Here is a 21,843-nt window from a genome sequence, read left to right as displayed (position 1 = left end):
CAGGGTCGGCGCGAGGTGGTTTATGTCACGAATTTCACCCGTTCCGCTGTCGGCTTTACCAGATAGCCTGGCAGATACCCTGGAGCGGGGGCTGCAGTCAGGAATGCTCAGCTCCAGCGTGCCAGTACAGGTATGGGCGCATCGTCCAGCGCTTGCGCAAGGCTGGCTCGCGTTGCTAGAACAGTTTCATTTCCACAGTCTGTTGAGCGAGCGTGTGCGCGAGCTGGTGCGGCTGAAGGTCGCCAGCGTTACTACCTGCCAAGTTTGCCAACTGGCACGAAAGTCGGAGGAGGTAAGCGAAGAGGATATCGCTTGCCTGGCGACGGACAGTGATCGGTTTACTCCCGCCGAGCAGGCTGCCCTGACATTTGCCGGTCTTTTCGCCGGCGACTACATGGAGCTGGACGACAAGCACTATGCGGCGCTGGCACCATATTTCAGTGAGCCTCAGATTACCGAGCTCAATATGTATTGTGCTCTGATGCTGGCGGGCGGGCGTATGACCTATGTCCAGCAGGCATATTGATTATGGGAATGAGCCAATCCCAAGTGGTAGTGTGGGGGGATGGAAGTTAATCAAAATATTTAAAAGGGTTCAATTACGCTGCCGCGGAGCTTAAGCTTTAGTCAGCGACCGAACTTCAGACCCTGTAGCTAGCCTGACAAAATTAATAGAATATTAAAGGGAGACGATCATGTCCAATGCGCCCAAAAGCGAGCTGGAGAAGGTGTTTGCCGATGTGGCAAGCAATTATCAAGGTAGTGATATCGACCTTCACGCCGTTTACGCGAAGATGCGGAAAACCAACCCCGTCATGGAAGGTAATTTCATGGAGCAACTGGGGGTGCCATCCATAGCAGGGGTGGATCCGAATCGCCCATGCTTCACGCTGTTCAAATATGACGACGTCATGCATGTAATGCGAGACGCTTCGCAATTTACCAGCGGGTTTATCGCTGAAGGTCTGGGTGCGTTCTTCGACGGACTGATCCTTACAGCAATGGACGGCGATCAGCACCGGAACATGCGCAACCTTTTGCAGCCAGTGTTCATGCCGGACACGGTCAATCGCTGGAAAGCAGATCGTATAGACGGTGTCATCCGGGAAGAATTCATCAAACCCCTGGTTCCGCAGAAGAGTGCGGATCTGATGGATTTCGCTCTGTATTTTCCTATCAGGGTGATTTATTCGCTCATAGGCTTCCCCAGCGACCAACCTGAGAAGATCAAACAGTACGCCGCTTGGGCCCTGGCCATTCTGGCTGGGCCACAGGTAGACCCGGCCAAGGCCCAGGCTGCCAAGAAGGCAGCGATGGAAGCCGTGGGTGCCCTGTATGACGCGATCAAGCTGGTCGTCGCCGAGCGTCGCGCCGAGGGTGGTACAGGCGATGATCTGATCAGTCGTCTCATCCAGGCTGAATATGAGGGCCGCTCGTTGGATGATCACGAAATTACTACCTTTGTGCGTTCACTGTTACCGGCCGCCGGGGAGACTACCACGCGTACGTTTGGCACCCTGATGACGTTGTTGCTTGAGAATCCCGAGTTGCTGGAGCGCGTGCGCAATGATCGCAGTCTGGTCAACAAGGCCATCGATGAGTCCATTCGCTATGAACCGGTAGCGACCTTCAAGGTTCGCCAGGCCGCAGAGGACACCGAGATTCGTGGCGTCAAGATTCCAAAGGGCGCGATGGTCTCCTGCATCGTCAGCTCCGCCAACCGCGATGAAGACGTCTATGAGAATGCGGACGTATTTGATATTGACCGTCGTCCGCGTCCCTCGTTCGGTTTTGGTTTCGGCCCCCACATGTGTATCGGTCAGTTCGTGGCCAAGACGGAAATCAACTGCGCGCTCAATACTGTACTGGACATGATGCCTAATATACGGCTCGACCCGTCGAAGCCTGCCCCCGAGATCACCGGTGCGCAATTGCGCGGCCCGCATCAGTTGCACGTTATCTGGGATTGATGCTCTCTTTCTAGAGGCTTGAACAGGCCGTCCAGCTCTGCTGGCGGCCTTTTTTTTCGTTCAGATTCCCATTCTTACCCCTTTTCTGCAGCCGGCCGGCTCCGCTGGCAGTCCCGCAAAAATGCTATATATACACAAATCAAAAAAGTGTTTAAGTTTTATGTATCTTGGTCTATCATGAGTCAACAATCACAATCCGCGAAAAGCGAAGGGGAACAACCATGAAACTCGACGACCTCATCCTCGTAAGTGTGGACGATCACGCCATTGAGCCGCCGGACGCGTTCAAGCACCACATGCCAGAAAAATTCAAAGGTCGCGAGCCGCGCGTTGAGAAACGGGGTGAGCGCGATGTATGGGTCTTCGAGGATGAAGCCACTGGATACATGGGGCTTAATTCCGTTGTAGGACGCCCGAAGGAAGAATACGGGATGGAGCCGCTTGGCTACGACCAGATGCGCCGTGGCACATGGGACGTCAAGGCCCGGGTGGATGACATGAATGCTAACGGGGTGCTTGGCTCCCTGTGTTTTCCAACCTTTCCTGGCTTTGCCGGTCAGCGCTTCCAGGCCCATTCGAACAGAGATGTCGCCTTGGCGGCGATTCGCGCCTATAACGACTGGCATCTGTATGACTGGTGTAATGCCATGCCGGGCCGTTTCATCCCCCTGATGCTGGTGCCCTATTGGGACATGAACGCAGCAGTTGCTGAGATCAAGCGGCTATCGGCGCAAGGTGTGCATGCGCTGTCTTTCTCTGACAATCCTGCCCGCCTGGGTTATCCGTCGATCCACGACGAGTATTGGGATCCGATGTGGAAGGCATGTGCGGACAACAACGTAGTGATCTGCTGCCACATCGGCTCGGGGGGCAAGGCTGAGCATGCTTCGGATCTGTCGCCTATTGATGCCTGGATCACTACCATGCCGATCTCGATCGCCAATGCGGCGGCTGACTGGATCTGGGCACCTATGTGGAAGAAGTTCCCCACGTTACGTATGGCGTTGTCCGAGGGCAGCATTGGCTGGGTGCCGTACCTGCTCGAGCGCGCTGACTTTACTCACCGTCACCATAAAGCCTGGACCAACGCGGATTTCGGTGGAAAGATGCCAAGCGATATCTTCTACAAGCATTTCATTACCTGCTTCATCGAAGACAACTTCGGCCTGCAGAACCTGCACTTCATGAATGAAGACATGGTCACTTGGGAAAGCGATTACCCGCACTCTGACTGCACTTGGCCTGAGTCGCCCGAGACTGTTTGGGCTGGCCTCAAGCACCTGACCCGTCAGCAGATCGACAAGGTCACTCACCTCAACGCCATGCGGGAATTTTCTTATGACCCGTTCTCGATTCTGGGTCGCGAGAACTGCACAGTTGCTGCTCTGCGTGCCCAGGCTACGCATGTCAGCATCGAGCCGGCGTTGGGATTGGGTGGTGCAGAGGTGACGCGCAAGGATGGCAAGCCCGTTACATCCGGCGATATCAACGCGATGTTCGACGCAGCAGACGCAAAAACGGCAATTTGACCGGCAGCTGATATTGCCGCTCCAGCGGGGCGCCCGCTGGAGTGGCGGCGGGCAGCCCCGCCGGTTGCTGCCTGAGGTGCTTTGAGTAGCCAAGAGTGACTTGTTGATGAGTATCTCCCAGTTTAAATACAGCACTATTCCCGATGAGGCAGAGGCGCTTCGCCGGGAAGTCAGAGCGTTTCTGGCAGAAGCGCTGAAAGGTTATCCCGCAGTGAAGCGTGCCTATTCCTGGATGGGATTCGACGCGCAGTTCAGTCGTTTGCTTGGTTCCAGAGGCTGGTTGGGGATGGCCCTGCCGAAGCAGTACGGTGGTGGCGAAGCGTCACCCTTTGCCCGTTACGTGATCATCGAGGAATTGCTCGCCGCTGGCGCGCCGGTTTCGGCGCACTGGATCGCGGATCGCCAGAGCGCACCCTTGATACTGCGCTTTGGTACCGAAGCGCAGAGAGAAAAATATCTCCCGCCGATCTGTCGCGGAGAGAGCTATTTCTGTATCGGAATGAGCGAACCCAACTCCGGTTCCGATCTGGCGTCGATCACATCTAACGCACAGAAGACTGAGGCAGGTTGGTTGCTCAATGGGCAAAAGGTCTGGACTACCAACGCCCAGCATTCGCATTACATGATTGCCCTGGTGCGTACAGGTGACAAAGAGGAGAGCGGTCGGCACGGCGGTATGTCGCAGTTCATTATCGACCTGTCCTTGCCTGGCGTTACGATACGGCCGATTGCCGATCTGTCCGGCAACGAGCATTTCAACGAAGTGTTCTTCGATAACGTCCAGCTTGATAACGATGCGCTGATTGGTGCGGAAGGCAACGGCTGGGGCCAGGTGACCGCCGAATTGGCATTCGAACGTAGCGGCCCGGAGCGCTTCCTGAGCAGTATCGCCCTCATACACACGGGGATTGCCGCCATCGGCAAACAGCCTGATGCGTTGCAGGCGCGCGATATCGGGCGCATCACCGCACGACTGGTCACGTTGCGCAATATGTCCCTGGCCGTCACGAGACAACTCAGCGAAGGACAAAACCCGGCCTGGGCCGCCTCCTGCGTAAAGGATCTGGGCAACGTGTTTGAACAGGATCTACCCGAAATACTGCAGTTGCTGCTTGAAGATCAGCCGCAGGTGGGAGGAGGATCCGACCACGCGCAGGTGCTGGCGTATCTGACCCAGATGGCTCCTTCCTTCTCGCTGCGTGGAGGTACTCGTGAAATCCTCCGCGGGATCATTGCACGTGGACTGGGGCTTCGATAATGAGAGAACTTTTTGAGTCGACTATAGAGCGTCTGTTGAGTGATATCGCTACGCCGGAATATGTCCGCGCGGCTGAACAGAACGTGTGGCCAGCCGATCTTTGGCGAGCGCTCGAGGAAAACGGCATTACGCTTGCCGGAGCGCCGGAGGAAGTGGGCGGTTCCGAGGCCAGCTGGGCTGACCTTTTTGTTATCGTGCGTGCGGCCGGTCAGCATGCCGCACCAGTGCCGCTGGTCGAAATGCTGCTGGGTAACTGGTTGCTCGAGCAATGCGGTATCGGTTCGCGCAGTGGAATCCTGACTGTTGCCACTGACTCCACCCTGACATGTTCTGCTGGTGCGCTGTCAGGTGAACTGCGTTATGTCCCCTGGGGACGTAACGCCGAACTGGTGGTTACTGTCGTGACCAGCGACGCGGGGTATGACGTGGTGTTGCTGGAGCCGGCCGCCGCAGAACGTATTGTGGAGGGTGTGAACGTTGCCGGTGAGCCGCGCGATATATTGCACTTTTCCGCCGCGCTGCCCTTGGCTTCGGCGCCATTGCCTGCCGGATTGTCGCCTTCGGTGCTGTTGGCTGGCGGTGCGATGCTGCGCTCTGCGCAGATTGCAGGTGCCTTGACGGCAATAATGACGCTTACCTCGGCCTATGCAGGCGAGCGAAAACAGTTTGGTCGTCCCATTTCCGCGTTTCAGGCCATCCAGCAACAGCTTGCGGTACTGGCTGAACAGGCTGCTGCGGCGAATATTGCAGCCGAAGCAGCATTTGCGCAGTCTGATACAGCGTTGGCGACGTTCAGCATCGCTGCGGCCAAGGTCAGCGCCTCCGATGCGGCCAGCCAGGCCACCAGTATCGGGCATTCGGTGCACGGTGCGATTGGCTTTACGCAGGAATACTCGCTCCATTTGCTGACCCGCAGATTGTGGGCCTGGCGCAGCGAATTCGGCTCGTCCACCTATTGGAGCAAGTTGCTCGGAGAGGCTGTGTGCAATGCCGGTGCGGAAGGCTTCTGGCCGCTCATCACGCAATCACACAACGAACAGCGTCCTATTTCAGAATAAGGATTACACCCATGGAGCAATTTCTTCAAGTTGAAAGAAACGGCGGTGTAGTAGTGGTGAGGATGAACAGTCCGGATACCCGCAACGCGCTGTCCGACCCTGCGCAGATGCAGGAATTCGTCGATCTCTGTGCGCAGCTCAGGCGTGACCAGAGCGCCAGGGTGATGGTGTTGACCGGCAACGGCAAGGCGTTCTGCGCCGGTGGCAATATCAAGGACATGCAGAACCGGGACGGTATTTTCGGTGGTTCGCCGTATCAACTTCGTGATACCTACCGCAATGGTATTCAGCAAATCCCGCTGGCGCTCTACGAGCTGGATATTCCGATCATTGCGGCCGTCAACGGGCCTGCTATTGGTGCCGGGCTGGATCTGGCCTGCATGTGCGACATTCGTTATGCCAGCAGCAAGGCGCTGTTCGCTGAAAGCTTCGTCAAACTCGGTATTGTTCCCGGTGATGGCGGTGCCTGGCTGCTGCCCCGGATTATCGGTATTCCCAAGGCGAGTCTGATGGCGTTTACCGGGGATACTATTGATGCGGCACAGGCGCTTGAATGGGGGCTTGTGGAGAAGGTCTGTGCTCCCGAGGATCTCGAGTCCGAGGTTCTGGCGCTGGCCGAGCGCATCGCTGCGAATCCCGGCCATGCCCTGCGCCTGTGCAAGCGATTGTTGCGCGAGGGTCAGCATATGCGGCTGGATTCGTTGCTGGAGCTGTCCGCCGCGTATCAATCGCTGGCGCACCACACCGCCGATCATCAGGAGGCGGTCAACGCCTTCGTGGAAAAGCGCAAGCCCGATTACAAAGATCAGTAACACGCCGTCAAGGAGAGCGTCACGATGCGAAGAGTATTTCGTGAAGACCACAACATGTTCAGAGAGCAGGCTCGTCGCTTCATCGAGCGGGAAATCGTTCCGAATCTGCACGAATGGGAAACGGTCGGTATCGTGCCCAAGGCGGTATGGCTGAAAGCCGGCGAAATGGGCTTGCTGTGCTCAACTGTGCCTGAAGAATACGGCGGTGCGGGTGGTGATTTCGGGCATTCGGCAGTGATGATCGAAGAACTGGCACGTGCCAACGCCACCGCTGTGGGTTTCACTACCCATTCGGAGATCGTCGCCCCCTATCTGGTCGCCTACGGTTCAGAAGAGCAGAAACATAAATGGCTACCCAAAATGGTCAGCGGTGAGATGATCGGCGTGATTGCCATGAGCGAGCCGGGAATCGGCAGTGACCTGCGATCCATGCGCACCGTACTACGCCAGGAAGGTGATGAATACGTAGTGTCTGGTCAGAAGACCTTTATTACCAATGGCGGTAACGCCGACCTGGTGGTAACGGCTACCAAGCTGGATCCTGCAGGCAAGGATCTTACACTGGTGTGCGTGGAGGCAGACCGGACCGGCTTTTCCAAGGGCCGGCTGCTCGACAAGATCGGTCTTAAAGGTCAGGACACCGCCGAGCTGTTTTTCGATGACGTGCGTGTACCCGTAAGCAACAGGCTCGGCGAAGAGAATCGGGGATTCAAGTACCTTACCCATCAGCTTGCTTGGGAAAGATTGATCATTGCGTTGCGCGCGGCACAGTCGATTGAAACACTGCTCGAAGAAACAATTACCTATACCCGTGAGCGCAAGGTGTTCGGTAACACTGTATTTGATTTCCAGAATACTCGGTTCAAGCTGGCTGAAGTGAAAGCCAACGCGACAATGTTGCGGGTATTCGTGGACGACTGTCTGGAAAAGGTCATGGCTGGAGAACTGACCGCCGATGTGGCGGCAATGGCAAAATTGCTCGGCTCGGAAATGCAAGGAAAGATGCTTGACGAGTTGCTGCAGCTTCATGGTGGCTACGGTTTCATGAGCGAGTACAAGATAGGGCGTGCCTGGGTTGATGCTCGCGTTGCGCGGATCTACGGTGGAACCTCGGAAATCATGAAGGAGATTATCAGCAGGAATCTTTGATGAGGCCTGGGTCTTGAAATATTGCCGTCCAAAACAACAAGTAGGAGATAGGCTATGTTACTGATCTGCCGAAATGTCGCTCTGGTTGCCACGATGTTTTTGATTGCCAACGTATTTGGTCAGGGCATCCCGGAAGATCGCTACGCTGACGAGGCGGATCGCGCAAAGTCGCTTTTGCGCAAAGCCGTCGACCACTATCAGGAGAATGGCGAAAAGGCTATCGCTGCGTTCAGTCGGCAAGGAGAGTTCATGGATGACGAGCTCTATGTCTATGTCATCGATACCGAGGGCATTATGCTCGCCAGTGGTGGGCCCTCGGCCAATCTGATTGGGCGAGACGTCAGTCAGGCGCTGAACGACGACTTGAACAAGGGCTTCAAGGAAGCGCTAGCTCTGCCGCCAAGCGACACAATACATCATGCCGACTATCGTTGGCATAACTGGCAGGATGGCCGCGAAGAGCGCAAGCGAGTCTTTTTCCAACGCGTTGGTGGCAAGGTTTTTTCGGTGGGCTATTACATGCCTCGTTCAAGCGAGGGAGAAGCGAAAGCGCTGCTCAATAATGTCGTGGAGGCGGTGAAGGAAAATTCCCAGCAGACCTTCGAGCGAATCAATAAGCTGGATGCTAAGTACCTTCGGGATGATCTTTACGCCTTTGTTGTTGATCGAGAAACTCAGCGCTTCATTGCCCATGGTTACAATCTGCGCTTGGTCGGCAGCGATTTTCGCAAGCTGCACTCCGCCGACCGGCATCCAATTGGTAACCAAATTCTGGAGGCCACTGCGCAGAGCGGAAGTGGTCGTATTCCCTATCTGTGGCCCAACCCAGTAACCCGCAAGAACGAACCGAAAGTGACCCTGTTTGAGGCGACGGACAGCTATATCGTTGCCGTGGGGTACTACCTGGACGAAGAACAGTAGCGAGGGTGCTGATATGCCTGATGCGCCCATAAAGTCCAGGCCAACCGTTCTGATCACCGGTGGCGGTCAGCGTGTGGGCTTGTATTGCGCTCGTCGCCTGGTTGAGGATGGCTTTCAGGTGATAATCAGCTGCCGCCGGTTGAGAACGGAGTGGCAAGCCACTCCGTTACAGGGTATTGACGTCATCGTGGCTGATTTTTCAACCGTGGAGGGCATTGCAGAGTTCATAGCGGCAGTCGCGGCGAAGAGGCTACGTTTAAGAGCCATCATTCACAACGCCTCATTGTGGCTGGAAGACGAGGGGCTGACGCCCGAGCAGTTTCAGCAGATGTGCATGGTGCATATGCAGGCTCCCTACATGATCAATATGGCGGCTGCAGACTGGTTCGATTCAGGCCCGGCTGACATCATCCATATTACCGATCATGATGCGCTCGGGGGCAACGCTGATCACGTAGCCTACCTGGCCACAAAAGCAGGCCTGGAAAACATGACGCGTTCCTTCGCTGCTCGTTTCGCGCCGGACATCAAGGTCAACAGTATCGCCCCTGCGCTAATCATGTTTAACGATAATGATAGTGAAGAATTCAGAAAGTATATCCTGTCCCGTTCGGCTCTTGGCACAGAGCCGGGCCCCGACGTGGTTTATCAAGCTGCGCGCTATGTTATGGGCAATCCCTATATAACCGGTACGTGCCAAGATCTGAACGGCGGCGGTATGCTCAAATTTGCTTAAGGAAACAGAATGAGTACAGAGAATATTGCTCTCCAGTATGAGGCGATTTTGCGCGGCATTGGAGAGGATCCGCAGCGGGGCGGGTTGGCAGAGACCCCGCTAAGAGCAGCCAAAGCCATGCAGTTTCTGTGCAAGGGCTACGAGCAATCGCTGGAAGAAATCGTCAATAATGCACTGTTCGATGCCAAGGGTGACGAGATGGTGATCGTCAAGGATATCGAGCTTTACTCCCTTTGCGAGCACCATATGTTGCCGTTTGTCGGCAAGGCGCATGTTGCCTACCTTCCCAAAGGTAAGGTTATTGGCCTTTCAAAGGTGGCGCGCATTGTCGACATGTTTGCTCGACGGCTGCAGATACAGGAAAACCTTACTCGTCAGATCGCGGAGGCACTGCAGGAGGTGACTCAGGCTGAAGGGGTGGCCGTAGTGATAGAAGCTAAGCACATGTGCATGATGATGCGCGGAGTTGAAAAACAAAATTCCACTATGTTCACCTCGGTTATGCTGGGTGCTTTCCGTGCATCAGGTAACACTCGTCAGGAGTTCCTGCAACTGATTGGCCGGGGCTAACCGGCCCAAGTTTGCTGAGATGTCAGGCGTCAGTAGAAGTAGCTAAGTTTCGCCAGCGCTGCATTTCCAGTTTTCTCGAGGCTAACTGGGTTTCAGCCAGTCCGACGGCATCGGAACCCACTATAAAATGGAGCGGAGCTTCCGGATCCAATGCTAACTCGACTAAAGCCTGGCCAAGCTTCTCGGGTGCTCCGGGTTGCTTATGGTTGTTATTAGCAGATGATGAGCAAATTTTATCAGAGAATGTCTTATATTCCGGAAGGGGCACGCTGCCAAAATGAGCCGAACTGTCGTCCAGAAAGTCCGTGCGGAAGGCGCCGGGTGCCACCGAAGTAACCTTAATGCCAAAGCCTGCAACTTCCTGGGCCAAGGATTCTGAAAAACCAGCGACGGCAAATTTGGAGGCGCTATACACGCTAGCACCTGGCATTCCGACAAGGCCAGCGATCGACGCGATATTGAAAATATGCCCAGAGCGTTCTTTGCGCATCACAGGTAATACCATTCTGCACATGTTGAACACGCTAAACACGTTGGTGGCGAACTGATGCTCAACATCGGCAATGCTATTGTTTTCAAACGGGCCCAACTGGCCATAGCCTGCGTTGTTTACCAAAATATCGATTTTACCGAAAGTGGCGACAGTAGCTTCCACTGTCTTCTCGATCAGATCCATTGCTGTGACATCAAGTGCAAGCGGCAGGACTTTATTTACGTCGTAGCCGCGAAACGCTTCGATTATCTTCGCCAGTGTCCTTCCGGTTACTACCACGTTGTCACCGGCCGAAATGGCGGCATTAGCTATGTGCCAACCAATGCCTCTATTTGCACCCGTGATTAGCCATGTACGCATTGATGTCCTCGAATTAAGCAGGTTTTGGATTTTGGTTCGATGAAAGTAGACATAAATTCAAAAAGTGTCAATTTGATAGTGTCGCAGGCCGTTAAGCATAAGGCGAACGCTTGCGAGCTTACTGGTGAATCGCCCCTAGTATTCTAGACACCCGTCAGGCTCTGGAAATAGCGACGTTCATATTCAACCGGTGACAGGTTGTCGGTCGTACCATGGCGCCGTCTCGGGTTATAAAACATTTCGATGTAATTGAACACATCGCGCCTGGCAGCCTCCCGTGTTGGGTATATCTGCCGTTTGATTCGCTCACGTTTGAGCAACTGGAAAAAGCTTTCGGCCACAGCATTATCATGGCAGTTGCCACGCCGGCTCATGCTCCCTACAAGGCGATTGGCTTTCAGGAAGCTTTGCCAGTCACTGCTGCTGAACTGGCTGCCCTGATCAGAATGAACCATGACCTGGCCTGACGGCTTTCGTCGCCACATGGCCGCCAATAGAGCATCCAGCGCCAGATCGGAAGTCATCCGGGGTTTCATCGACCAGCCGACAACCTGCCGAGAGAACAGATCGATAACGACTGCCAGGTAGAGCCAGCCTTCATAGGTGCGGATGTAGGTGATATCGGTAACCCAGGCCACATTGGGCGCAGACACATCAAACTGCCTATCAAGATGGTTGGGGGAAACAACCGCCGGTTTGCCACTGTAGTGCCCTGGACGGCGTCGATAACCGGTCTGCGATCGCAGCCCTTCGCTGCGCATGAGGCGGGCGACTCGATGCTTACCGCAGCGAACACCTTCTTCACGCAAATCCTGATGGATCTTGCGGTACCCATACACCCCGCCGCTTTCCAGCCACGCGTGCTTTATCTGGCCGAGAAGACGTTGGTCTTCCTGGGCGCGCTGCGACAGCTTGTTCTGGCACCAGGTGTAATAACCACTTGGATGAACAGACATCACTCTGCACAGCCGACGTACCGGGTACTGATCCGAATGGGCTTCAATGAACGCGTACCTCAGTCGGACTCTCTGGCGAAGTACGCGGTAGCCTTTTTTAAAATATCTCGCTCTTCTGAAACGCGCTTCAGCTCTGCTTTCAATCGACGGTTCTCGGCCTGCAAGTCAGCATCCTGTTGGCGCGCTTCGGCGGGCTTGGAGTAAAGCTTTATCCACTGGTACAGGCTGTGACTGGAAACGCCCAGTCGAGTAGCCACGTCAGCAACACGGTGACCTCGGTCTGCCACCTGTTTGACGGCTTCGATTTTGAATTCTTCTGTGTATCGTACTCGGCTCATGGGCCCTCCTAGGTGCCTTCAGTATAAGGCCTGGAGGTGTCTACGAAACTAGGGGCGATTCAGTGTAAAATAAGTTTACGGGTGACTGTGCGTAGGTTTTGCTGTGAAGCGGTCAATACTCGGTGGCCATTTGTATCGCGGTGGGTTTTGAGGGCAATACTCAAAACCGCCAAGACGACGACAGGGCAAAAAAATACGCGGCCACAGAATGGACACATTTTGGACACAGGGCATTTTCAGCTGATTTTTATCAGTTTGGGGCAGGTGTCACGGGGAGTGTTCTGGTTGAAAGAAGAAAATGAGTACTTATTTTCTGTGATCAGAGATTTTGGACCCATGAAAACAGGGTGGTCAGGATGTAAGTTGTTGATTTTAAAGGGGAATGGCGCACCCGACAGGATTCGAACCTGTGACCCCCGCCTTCGGAGGGCGGTACTCTATCCAGCTGAGCTACGGGTGCGTTATAGAAGAAACGCTGCATTCTGACACTTAGCCGCACCGGGGTTCAAGTCGATGAGTATTGCCTTCGGAGGGCAGTACTCTATCCAGCTGAGCTACGGGTGCGTAAGCGCGGCCATGATACGCATAGATAAGGCATTCGTCCATGGTTTCGGTACAATACCGGCCGTGTCGCCGAGCCCCGCCCAGGTGCGGCGGCTTGTCGCTGCACGCGGTTGCTGTTTTGCTGCTTATGGGTTTACCGGTATACTCGCGCAATTGTCCGGGCACTGTACTTGGGCTCATACCTATAGCCATGATGAGGATGTATAAGTGACGATCTTGAAAAAATATCTGGCTGCGTCCGCCGCCATGCTTGCCCTGGTTGCCGGCAACTCTTTTGCGGCCACCGACGAGGCCATTGCTGAGCGCATCAAGCCTTACGGTACTGTGTGCGTGACCGGTGATGAGTGCGCGAACGAAGTCGCCGCTGCACCTGCTGCTGCGGCCGGTGGCGATGCGGCTGCCGGTGGTGGTTCTGAGGGTGAGGCGCTGTTCAGTGCCAAGGCCTGTGTGGCGTGCCACAGCGTCGACAACAAGGTAGTAGGCCCGGCGCTCAAGGAAGTGGCGGCCAAGTACGCGGGTGATGCGGACCATATCATTGCCAGCATCAAGAACGGTTCCAGCGGTAACTGGGGTCCGATCCCGATGCCGCCGAATGCGGTCAATGATGAAGAAGCCGCTGCGCTGGCTGAGTGGATTCTGTCCCTCAACTGAGCCGAGCTGTGCTTTGAGAAAAACCACCCATTGCGGTGGTTTTTCTGTTTCTGGCGGCTGGATTATGGGGCCGGGGCTTGCCTGCGAATGGGTGAGGGCTGATGGAAAAGCTTCGCGGCCAAGGCCGCTCCCACAAGAAGCAATCTGCTAAACCAATTAGCGCCCGAGCATGCTGCGGATGTCCGCCAGGGCGGTATTGCCACGGGCCTGTTTCTTTTCCACCGGGACGTCCTCGGTGCCTTCCCATTCCAGATCATCTGGCGGTAGCTCGTCGAGAAAGCGGCTGGGCAGGCAGTCGATGATTTCGCCGAACTGACGGCGGCGGGCGGCGAAGGTGAAGGTCAGGTTGCGCTTGGCGCGGGTGATGGCCACGTAGGCCAGCCGGCGTTCTTCGTCCACGCTGTCGGCTTCGATGCTGGAGCGGTGCGGGAGGATCTCTTCTTCCATGCCGAGCACATAGACGTGTGGGTATTCCAGGCCCTTGGAGGCGTGCATGGTCATGAGCTGCACGCGATCGGCGTCCTCTTCCTCTTCCTGGCGTTCGAGCATGTCGCGCAGCACCAGTTTGGCGATGGCATCCTCGAAGGTGGTTTCGCCGGTTTCATCACGATCCATGGTGGTTTTCAGCGAGTCCAGCAAGAACCAGACGTTGCCCATGCGTTTGGCAGCGATCTCGTCGCTGGAGCAGTTCTGCCGTATCCAGTTCTCATAGTCCAGATCCATCACCATGCTGCGCAGGGCGGCGATGGGCTCGTTCTGGGCGCACTGCTGGCGGACCTTTTCCAGCCAGTGGCCGAAGCGCTGCAGGCGTTCGCAGTAACGCGGTTCCATATGCTCGGCCAGGCCCATTTCGGTGCAGGCGGCGAACAGGCTGATCTCGCGCTGGTTGGCGTAGGTGCCGAGCTTTTCCAGGGTCGCCGGGCCGATTTCCCGGCGCGGTACGTTGATCACCCGCAGCAGGGCGTTGTCGTCATCCGGGTTGACCAGCAGGCGGAAGTAGGACATCACGTCCTTGACCTCCTGGCGGCTGAAGAAACTGGTACCACCCGACAGGTGATAGGGAATCTGATGGTGCTGCAGCTTGAGTTCGATCAGCCGGGACTGGTGGTTGCCCCGGTAGAGGATGGCAATGTCCTTCCATGGAATCCGCTGCTTGAGATGCAGATTCTGGATATCAGTGGCCACCCGCTCGGCCTCGGCATCCTCGTTGCGGCAGCGGATCACCCGGATCGGATCGCCATAGCCCAGCTCGCTCCACAGTTGTTTCTCGAACACATGCGGGTTATTGGCAATCAGGGTGTTGGCGGCCTTGAGGATGCGGCTGGTGGAGCGGTAGTTCTGCTCCAGCATGACGACCTTCAGCGCCGGGAAATCCTCTTTCAGCTGGGCGAGGTTTTCCGGGCGAGCGCCGCGCCAGGCATAGATCGACTGGTCATCATCCCCCACCACGGTGAAGCGCGCCTGGCTGCCCACCAGCATCTTCACCAGCAGGTACTGGCTGGCGTTGGTGTCCTGATACTCGTCAACCAGCATGTAGCGGATGCGAAACTGCCACTTTTCCAGCACGTCAGGGTGGTCGCGGAACAGCAACACCGGGATCAGGATCAGGTCGTCGAAATCTACAGCGTTGTAGGCTTTCAGCGTGCGGTTGTAGTGCATGTAGACGCTGGCAGCGGTCTGCTGTTGCGGCGTCTTGGCATGCTCCAGCGCTTCTTCGGGGGTGATCAGGTCATTCTTCCAGGCGGAGATCTGCGCCTGGATGCCCTCGACGCCGTCGTCCGCGCCGTAGTCCTTGTGCATCAGGTCATTGATCAGCGCCTGGGCATCGTTCTGGTCGAAGATCGAAAAGCCGGGCTTGTAGCCCAGGCGTTTGTGCTCCTTGCGGATGATGTTCAGGCCAAGGTTATGAAAGGTCGATACCGTCAGGCCCCGCCCCTCGGCGCCGCGCAGCAGTGAGCCGACGCGTTCCTTCATTTCCCGGGCGGCCTTGTTGGTAAAGGTGACCGCGACGATATTTTGCGCGCGCAGGCCACATTCCTTGATCAGGTAAGCGATCTTGCGGGTAATCACGCTGGTCTTGCCGCTTCCGGCGCCGGCCAGCACGAGCATGGGGCCACCGATATAGTGGACTGCTTCCTGTTGACGGGGATTGAGTTGCGACACATTGACCTCACGCAAAACCGGGTGCGCGATTCTAGCATAGGGTATGCTACTGGCCGGGCCGGAAACGCTCGACATGATAATGGCCAAAAGCTAGTCTGAGGCAGGCTTTGTTTTTTCCAGGTCTGAGATGAGGTGAAATTGCTGTCTGTGGAAAGGCCGCTACAACGGATTGTGTTGCTGGAAGACAATGGCGCCGCTGCGAAACAGCTGTCCATTCGTCTGGCGGTAGACGGCGTTCCTTCGGTCGTTGTTGCCCGGAACTGGCAACAGGCGATGGACCTGCTGGTGCCCGACCTGGAGTCAGTGATACTGGCCCGCGAGACCTTCCTTCCCATCCCTCAATGCCGTGTTCCAGTGATTTTGTTGACGCACGGGACTGCCGATGCTTTGCCCGTTGGCGTGGTGGATAGCATTTCGGATCAGGCCAGCGACGGCGAACTGTTCCGCTGTCTGCGTTATGCCGGCGAACGAGCCGCCCTGCAGGTAGCACTCACCCGTGCCGCCAGTGATGATCCGCTGACCGGCTGTTGCAACCGGCAGGTGCTGCAGGATCGTCTCAAACAGGGCATGTGTCGCGCGGCGCGCACCAACCAGCCCCTGGCCGTATTGTCGTTGGATCTGGACAATTTCAGCCATGTTAATGACAGCCTCGGTCATGTGGCCGGCGACGCCATCATCCGCGAGGTAGCCGATCGGCTGCGACATCTCCTGCGTTCCACCGATACGGTTGGACGCATGGGCGGTGATGAATTCACCGTCATCCTCGAAGATTACGACTCTCACGCCAACCTCATGCATGTGATGAAAAAGGTTATCGACGGGCTGGCCGAGCCGTACCGGGTGGATGAGGAAAGCCTGCTGCTGGGCTGCAGTATCGGTATCGCGACCTTCCCCGAAGGGGGGCAGACAGTCGATGATTTGCTGTTGCGTGCTGGCCTGGCCATGCAGCAGGCCAAGGCGCAGAGTGGCTGTCATTTCCATTTCTATGATGAACGCATCAATCTGCAGGCGTCCCGCCAGATCGAATTCGAGGGGGAGCTGCGGCGGGCGTTGCGCAATAACGAACTGGAGCTGCATTATCAGCCGCGCGTTGAGCTCAGCAGTGGCAGGATCGTTGGGGTGGAAGGGCTGATTCGCTGGCGCCATCCCGAACGGGGGTTGCTGGGGCCCAACGAGTTCATTCCACTGGCCGAGGAGAACGGCCTGATCGTGCCGATGGGTTATTGGGTCATCGCCCGCGCCTGCCATGACCTGAGCATCCTCCAGCGGCAAGGGATAGATCTGCACGTGGCGGTCAATATGTCCTTCCGGCAGTTTCTCGATGGGCGCTTGCTGGCGACCATCGAGCGGCTGGTTGCCAAGACCGGTATCGATCCGCGCAAGCTAGAGTTCGAGCTGACGGAAACCGCCGTCATGCAGCGCCCTGAGCAAGTGCAGCAGGCCATGGTGGGCATGACCGGACTAGGCGTTCGTTTCTCGCTGGATGATTTCGGCACCGGCTTTTCCTCCTTCGTACACCTGCACCGCTTGCCGATCAATCTGCTCAAGCTCGATCGCAGCTTCGTTCGCGGCATCGCCGAGCGCCCGGCAGACCGGCAACTGGTCGCAGCGATGATCGATATGGGCCACAGCCTCGGTTTGCAGGTGGTGGCCGAAGGGGTGGAAGAACGGGTACAAATGGAAATCCTGCGGGGGATGGGGTGCGACCAGATCCAGGGTTTCTTCATCAGTCCGGCATTGCCCTTTGACGAACTGTGTTATTTCGCCGATGCCTACAGTATGGGCCGGGATAACGTGCTGAGCGGCACGCCTCAGTGCTCCCCTGCTAGCTGAGTGGCAGGCGATCCAGCGGCTGGCGATCCAGTTGCCGATACTGCAATGCCTCGGCCAGGTGCGGCCGCCCGATCACCGGCTGCTGTTCGAGATCGGCCAAGGTGCGTGCCACCTTCAGGACGCGATGGCTGGCCCGCCGCGATAATCCCAGCTGCGCCACCGCCTTTTCCAGCCAGCTCGCGTCGGCCGTTGGCAGCGCGCAATGCTGGCGCACATCGGACAGATCCAGATAGGCATTCAGGCAGCCCTGACGGTCGAGCTGACGCTGACGGGCGGCAGCGACTGCAGCGCCAGCCTCGGCGCTGTCGGGTTTGCCGACGGTCTGCCCGGTGAGACTGAACGCCTCGTTGTGCATGGCCAGATGCAGATCGATACGATCCAGCAGCGGGCCGGACAGTTTGCTGCGGTAACGTTCCACCTGTTCCGGTGAACAGCGGCAGCGCCCGGACGGGTCGCCCTGATAACCGCAGGGGCACGGATTCATCGCGGCGATTAGCTGAAACCGCGCAGGAAAGGTCAGTTGCTCGCGTGCCCGGGCGATATGGATCTCGCCCGACTCCATCGGCTCGCGCAGCATCTCCAGCACCTTGCGATCAAACTCCGGCAGTTCATCGAGAAACAGCACGCCGTGATGTGCCTGGCTGATCTCCCCCGGCCGTGGTTGGCTGCCGCCGCCCACCAGCGCCGCGGCGGATGCCCCATGGTGGGGCGCGCGGAACGGGCGGGTCGGCCAATGCTGCAACATGCCGCGTCCGCAGACGGACTGGATCGCCGCCACTTCCAGCGCTTGCTCTTCCTCCAGCGCCGGCAGGATACCGGGCAGGCGGCTGGCGAGTAATGTTTTGCCGGTACCCGGTGGGCCGAACAGCAACAGATTATGGGAACCGGCGGCGGCCACGATCAGCGCGCGCTTGGCCTGGGCCTGTCCCTGCACGTCGCGCAGATCGGGCAGGTTGCCGGCCGGTGGTGGTCGTGAGCCGGCCGCCACCGCTGGCAACAGCTGCTCGCCGCGCAGATGCTCGCATAGCTCCAGCAGATGTTCGGCAGCGATGATCTCCACCCCCTGCACCAGCGCCGCCTCGGCCGCATTGGCGCGGGGCAGCAGCAGGGTGCGCTGGTTATCCCGGCAGGCCAGAGCGGCAGGCAACACGCCCTGGACCGGGCGCAGTTCGCCGGAGAGGGCCAGCTCGCCCAACACTTCGCAGCGCTCCAGGCTGGCGGGAGGTATCTGGCCACTGGCGGCCAGTAATCCAAGGGCGATAGCGAGATCGAAGCGCCCGCCTTCCTTTGGCAGGTCGGCCGGCGCCAGGTTGATGGTGATGCGTTTGAGGCTGGGAAATTCCAGCCGGGCATTCTGCAGGGCGCTGCGCACCCGGTCCTTGCTTTCCCGTACGGCGGTTTCCGGCAGTCCGACCAGCGTCAGGCTCGGCATGCCGTTGGCCAGATGCACCTCCACCATCACCGGTGGCGCCTGGATACCCAGCTTGGCGCGGCTGTGGACAATCGCCAGGGACATGATCACTCCTTGATCGCCTCCGCCCGGGAGGCTGCGACGGCGGTGCCGTCAGGGTTGCTGTTCCAGCTCCGCCACCCGCTTCTCCAGCGCTTCCAGGCGTTCCCGGGTGCGCAGCAGGACGGTCTGCTGGGTATCGAATTCCTCCCGGCTCACCACATCCAGCTTGGCCAGTGCGCTTTGCAGCATGGCCTTGAGCTGGCGCTCGACTTCGGCGGTGGGCCGTGTTCCATCGCTCATCAGCAGTTTTGCTGCCTGATTGCCGACGGTATCAAACAAGACTTTATGCAGCATATGCGTTCCGTTTCCGGTAATTGAAAGGAGCCGGCCGCGGCCGGTCTGGCTGTGCGAGTCTAACATCCGCCGCCCCACGCCCCAAAACGGCACCCGCTGCGCTGCCCGACTCTGGCGCATTGACGCGACTGCAGCGCACCACGCTGGTGCGGCTCCGGCCGCCATCATTGCCATTCTCATCCCGGAATTTATTCAACCAATTGAAAATAAAAGATATTTCAAATATGGCAGGGTTTCTGCAAAGAGCCAGAGTATCCGGATCACCCGCGGAACCGAATAGCGCAGTGCCGAAAATGTGATCCGGTGCACGATGCGGTGGGCAACTGCATCAGGCCGCGCGGGGCGGTGTGCTGCGGGTTTTCTGCACGCATCCGTGCAAAGTCCGATTTTAAAAGGCTTTAACTCGGCATAGACTTGTCCTGTCCCCCAGGGCAGTCCATCTAACGGGAGTATCAACATGAAATTAGTAACGGCTGTAATCAAGCCATTCAAGCTGGACGACGTTCGGGAATCGCTTTCCGAGATCGGCGTTCAGGGCATTACCGTCACCGAGGTAAAAGGATTTGGTCGGCAGAAGGGCCATACCGAGCTGTATCGGGGTGCTGAATACGTGGTGGACTTCCTGCCCAAGGTCAAGATTGAAGTGGCCATCGGCGACGACATGCTCGACCGCGTCATCGAAGCCATCACCAAGGCGGCCAACACCGGCAAGATCGGCGACGGCAAGATCTTCGTTGTGGCGCTGGAGCAGGCCATCCGCATCAGGACAGGCGAGACCGGCACCGACGCTATCTAACGCGTCGCTGCATTCGCTTACAAAGTAATAAAGCCTATCTGGGGGGCTTGATTATGGAAGACATCGTACAACTGAAGTACGCGCTTGATACGTTCTATTTTCTGATGTGTGCCGTGCTGGTAATGTGGATGGCCTGCGGTTTTGCCATGCTCGAGGCCGGCCTGGTGCGCACCAAGAGTACAACCGAGATTCTTGCCAAGAACATCGCACTGTTCGCCATCGCGTCGATCATGTACCTGATGGTCGGCTACTACATCATGTACTCATCCACGGGGCCGATCTTTCCAAGCCTGGGCATGCTGATTGGGCAGGAAAACACCCTTGATGCAGTCATGGCCGGAGGGGACGACGCGCCGTATTATTCCAGCCGCGCCGATTTCTTCTTCCAGATCGTCTTTGCCGGGGCTTGCATGTCCATCGTCTCGGGCGCCGTCGCCGAGCGTATGCGGTTGTGGGCATTCCTGCTGTTCGCGGTGATCATGACCGGCTTCATCTATCCCATTCAGGGCGCCTGGAGCTGGGGTGGCGGCTGGTTGAGCGAGATGGGCTACTCCGATTACGCAGGCTCCGGCATCGTGCACATGGCAGGTGCTGCCGCAGCGCTGGCCGGGGTCATCCTGCTGGGGCCGCGCAAGGGCAAGTACGGCCCGAATGGTCAGATCAATGCCATTCCGGGGTGTAACCTGGCCCTGTCCACCCTGGGTATCTTCATCCTGTGGATGGGCTGGTTCGGCTTCAACGGCGGCTCCGAGCTGAAGATTTCCGACATCGAGTCGGCCAATAACGTGGCCCAGGTGATGGTCAATACCAACCTGGCGGCAGCGGGTGGGCTGATCGCCGCGATGATCGTGTCGCGCCTGCTGTTCGGCAAGACTGACCTGACCATGCTGCTCAACGGTGCGCTCGCGGGGCTGGTGTCCATCACCGCCGATCCGTTGTCGCCCACGGCCTTCGGTGCTTTGCTGGTCGGTGCGGTGGGTGGTGTGATCGTGGTCTTCAGCGTGCTGGCGCTGGACCGGGTGAAAATCGACGATCCGGCCGGTGCCATCTCCGCCCACGGCTCGGCTGGTATCTGGGGCGTGCTGGCGGTACCGCTGAGCAATGCCGAGGCGACCTTCGGTGGGCAGCTGCTGGGCGTGATCGCCATCTTCGCTTGGGTGTTTCTCGCCAGCCTGATTATCTGGAGCGTTATCAAGGCGGTGATCGGCATCCGGATCTCCGAGGCGGAAGAATACGAAGGTGTGGATATCTCCGAATGCGGGATGGAAGCCTACCCCGAGTTCACCGGCAACAAGTGATGGCTGATGGCAGACAGGGCGCATATGCGCCCTGTCTGCGTTTTTACCTGGGCAAAAACTGCAAAACTTGCCGGCTCCGACAGAGTCACAAGTTGTGAACGCATCATTCGCCAAGGGAGATTTGCATGAAAGCCGAGACGTTCGATTATCTGCTGGAATGGACTAGCGATCTGCACACCATCATTGCTGACTGTCTGGAACAGGCCATCACCCCTGATACCGACCAGCGCAGCCGGTGGTTGATGGAGTACGTGGCCGGCCATGAGCGTGATATCGCCCGCAAGGTGGATCAGTTCCGGGCGCAGGCCGGCAAGGCGGAAAGCCGGACCTGGCTGTATGAGCATATTGGCGAAGACCTGCCGCCAAGAGCCAGGTGGGAATTGAGCTTCGTCGGTAAGGATTTCAATGAAATCAATGAACAGCTGTTCGAGCTGCATGGTCAGCTGATCGAAGTGTACACCTCGATGACCGGTCGCGCGGCGATCCCGGCGGCGGCTGAACTGATGCGCAACATGTTGGCGCTGGAGCAAGGGGAGACCCGCCGCCTGGCCGAGCAATGCGGGCGCCTGCAGGACCTCTGA

General features: G+C 57.5%; 20 protein-coding genes and 1 tRNA gene. 15 read left to right on the top strand and 6 right to left on the bottom strand.

The features are described 5' to 3' along the window. The first annotated feature begins 22 nt into the window (after positions 1-22). The 10 genes from BM267_RS09650 (at position 23) to folE (ending at position 10,003) form a co-directional block, all read left to right on the top strand. Complete coding sequence (locus BM267_RS09650; RefSeq protein ID WP_074779583.1) at positions 23-526, top strand: carboxymuconolactone decarboxylase family protein; 504 nt, start codon at positions 23-25, stop codon at positions 524-526. 169 nt (positions 527-695) lie between these two features. Then, positions 696-1,970, top strand: coding sequence for a cytochrome P450 (locus BM267_RS09645; protein ID WP_074779581.1), 1,275 nt, complete (start codon positions 696-698; stop codon positions 1,968-1,970). Positions 1,971-2,191: 221 nt separating this feature from the next. Beyond that, positions 2,192-3,499 carry an amidohydrolase family protein gene (locus BM267_RS09640; protein WP_074779579.1) on the top strand — a complete coding sequence of 436 codons (1,308 nt, stop codon included), beginning with the start codon at positions 2,192-2,194 and terminating at the stop codon, positions 3,497-3,499. Between the two features lie 106 nt (positions 3,500-3,605). Further along, positions 3,606-4,757, top strand: a complete 1,152-nt coding sequence (locus BM267_RS09635; RefSeq protein WP_074779577.1) for an acyl-CoA dehydrogenase family protein — start codon at positions 3,606-3,608, stop codon at positions 4,755-4,757. Beyond that, positions 4,757-5,815, top strand: coding sequence for an acyl-CoA dehydrogenase family protein (locus tag BM267_RS09630; RefSeq protein WP_074779575.1), 1,059 nt, complete (start codon positions 4,757-4,759; stop codon positions 5,813-5,815). The genes BM267_RS09635 and BM267_RS09630 overlap by 1 nt, the downstream gene beginning before the upstream one ends. 11 nt (positions 5,816-5,826) lie before the next feature. Beyond that, positions 5,827-6,627: a crotonase/enoyl-CoA hydratase family protein gene (locus BM267_RS09625; protein ID WP_074779573.1), complete on the top strand. Its 801-nt coding sequence runs from the start codon at positions 5,827-5,829 to the stop codon at positions 6,625-6,627. 24 nt (positions 6,628-6,651) lie between these two features. Continuing rightward, on the top strand, positions 6,652-7,776 hold the full coding sequence (locus tag BM267_RS09620) for an acyl-CoA dehydrogenase family protein (protein ID WP_074779571.1): 1,125 nt from the start codon (positions 6,652-6,654) through the stop codon (positions 7,774-7,776). A gap of 54 nt (positions 7,777-7,830) precedes the next feature. Beyond that, entirely contained in the window at positions 7,831-8,697 is an 867-nt protein-coding gene (locus tag BM267_RS09615) for a cache domain-containing protein (protein WP_235818264.1), read from the top strand. Between the two features lie 13 nt (positions 8,698-8,710). Further along, a complete protein-coding gene (gene folM / locus BM267_RS09610; RefSeq protein ID WP_074779567.1) occupies positions 8,711-9,433 on the top strand; it encodes a dihydromonapterin reductase in 723 nt (240 codons plus the stop codon). A 9-nt stretch (positions 9,434-9,442) separates the two neighbouring features. Then, positions 9,443-10,003, top strand: coding sequence for a GTP cyclohydrolase I FolE (gene folE / locus BM267_RS09605; protein WP_074779566.1), 561 nt, complete (start codon positions 9,443-9,445; stop codon positions 10,001-10,003). Between the two features lie 22 nt (positions 10,004-10,025). Here folE and BM267_RS09600 read toward each other — a convergent pair whose 3' ends face one another. The 3 genes from BM267_RS09600 to BM267_RS09585 form a co-directional block, all read right to left on the bottom strand. Then, on the bottom strand, positions 10,026-10,856 hold the full coding sequence (locus BM267_RS09600; protein ID WP_074779564.1) for an SDR family NAD(P)-dependent oxidoreductase: 831 nt from the start codon (positions 10,854-10,856) through the stop codon (positions 10,026-10,028). A 143-nt stretch (positions 10,857-10,999) separates the two neighbouring features. Beyond that, positions 11,000-12,150, bottom strand: a protein-coding gene (locus BM267_RS09595) for an IS3 family transposase (RefSeq protein ID WP_143063052.1) whose coding sequence is annotated in 2 segments (ribosomal slippage) — positions 11,000-11,913 and positions 11,913-12,150 — 1,152 coding nt in all. Because the reading frame shifts where the segments join, the coding sequence is not laid out codon by codon here. 383 nt (positions 12,151-12,533) lie between these two features. Beyond that, positions 12,534-12,610: transfer RNA gene (locus BM267_RS09585), tRNA-Arg, on the bottom strand. Positions 12,611-13,044: 434 nt separating this feature from the next. Here BM267_RS09585 and BM267_RS16890 point away from each other — a divergent pair. After that, positions 13,045-13,365: a c-type cytochrome gene (locus BM267_RS16890; RefSeq protein WP_407920275.1), complete on the top strand. Its 321-nt coding sequence runs from the start codon at positions 13,045-13,047 to the stop codon at positions 13,363-13,365. Between the two features lie 156 nt (positions 13,366-13,521). Here BM267_RS16890 and rep read toward each other — a convergent pair whose 3' ends face one another. Beyond that, positions 13,522-15,528 (bottom strand): DNA helicase Rep, encoded by a 2,007-nt coding sequence (gene rep, locus BM267_RS09575; RefSeq protein ID WP_074779765.1) that lies wholly within the window; start codon positions 15,526-15,528, stop codon positions 13,522-13,524. Positions 15,529-15,669: 141 nt separating this feature from the next. On the opposite strand from rep, the gene BM267_RS09570 reads away from it, so the two are divergent. Further along, the gene (locus tag BM267_RS09570) at positions 15,670-17,361 is read left to right on the top strand and encodes a putative bifunctional diguanylate cyclase/phosphodiesterase (protein ID WP_407920274.1); all 1,692 of its coding nucleotides are present in this window, start codon (positions 15,670-15,672) and stop codon (positions 17,359-17,361) included. Here the strand turns inward: BM267_RS09570 and BM267_RS09565 are convergent. Together BM267_RS09565 and BM267_RS09560 are read right to left on the bottom strand one after the other, a co-directional pair. Then, on the bottom strand, positions 17,354-18,877 hold the full coding sequence (locus tag BM267_RS09565; RefSeq protein WP_074779553.1) for a YifB family Mg chelatase-like AAA ATPase: 1,524 nt from the start codon (positions 18,875-18,877) through the stop codon (positions 17,354-17,356). The genes BM267_RS09570 and BM267_RS09565 overlap by 8 nt on opposite strands. 48 nt (positions 18,878-18,925) lie before the next feature. Then, the gene (locus BM267_RS09560; protein WP_036988954.1) at positions 18,926-19,168 is read right to left on the bottom strand and encodes an accessory factor UbiK family protein; all 243 of its coding nucleotides are present in this window, start codon (positions 19,166-19,168) and stop codon (positions 18,926-18,928) included. 457 nt (positions 19,169-19,625) lie between these two features. On the opposite strand from BM267_RS09560, the gene glnK reads away from it, so the two are divergent. From glnK to BM267_RS09545, 3 genes are all read left to right on the top strand, one after another. Further along, positions 19,626-19,964, top strand: a complete 339-nt coding sequence (glnK, locus tag BM267_RS09555) for a P-II family nitrogen regulator (protein WP_036988956.1) — start codon at positions 19,626-19,628, stop codon at positions 19,962-19,964. Between the two features lie 53 nt (positions 19,965-20,017). Continuing rightward, positions 20,018-21,262: an ammonium transporter gene (locus BM267_RS09550; protein WP_074779551.1), complete on the top strand. Its 1,245-nt coding sequence runs from the start codon at positions 20,018-20,020 to the stop codon at positions 21,260-21,262. Between the two features lie 125 nt (positions 21,263-21,387). Continuing rightward, entirely contained in the window at positions 21,388-21,843 is a 456-nt protein-coding gene (locus tag BM267_RS09545; protein WP_036988958.1) for a hypothetical protein, read from the top strand.

It is taken from the genome of Halopseudomonas bauzanensis, assembly GCF_900114735.1.
In the GTDB taxonomy this organism is placed as follows: Bacteria; Pseudomonadota; Gammaproteobacteria; order Pseudomonadales; family Pseudomonadaceae; genus Halopseudomonas; species Halopseudomonas bauzanensis.
This window is presented reverse-complemented; position numbering and strand designations above follow the sequence as displayed.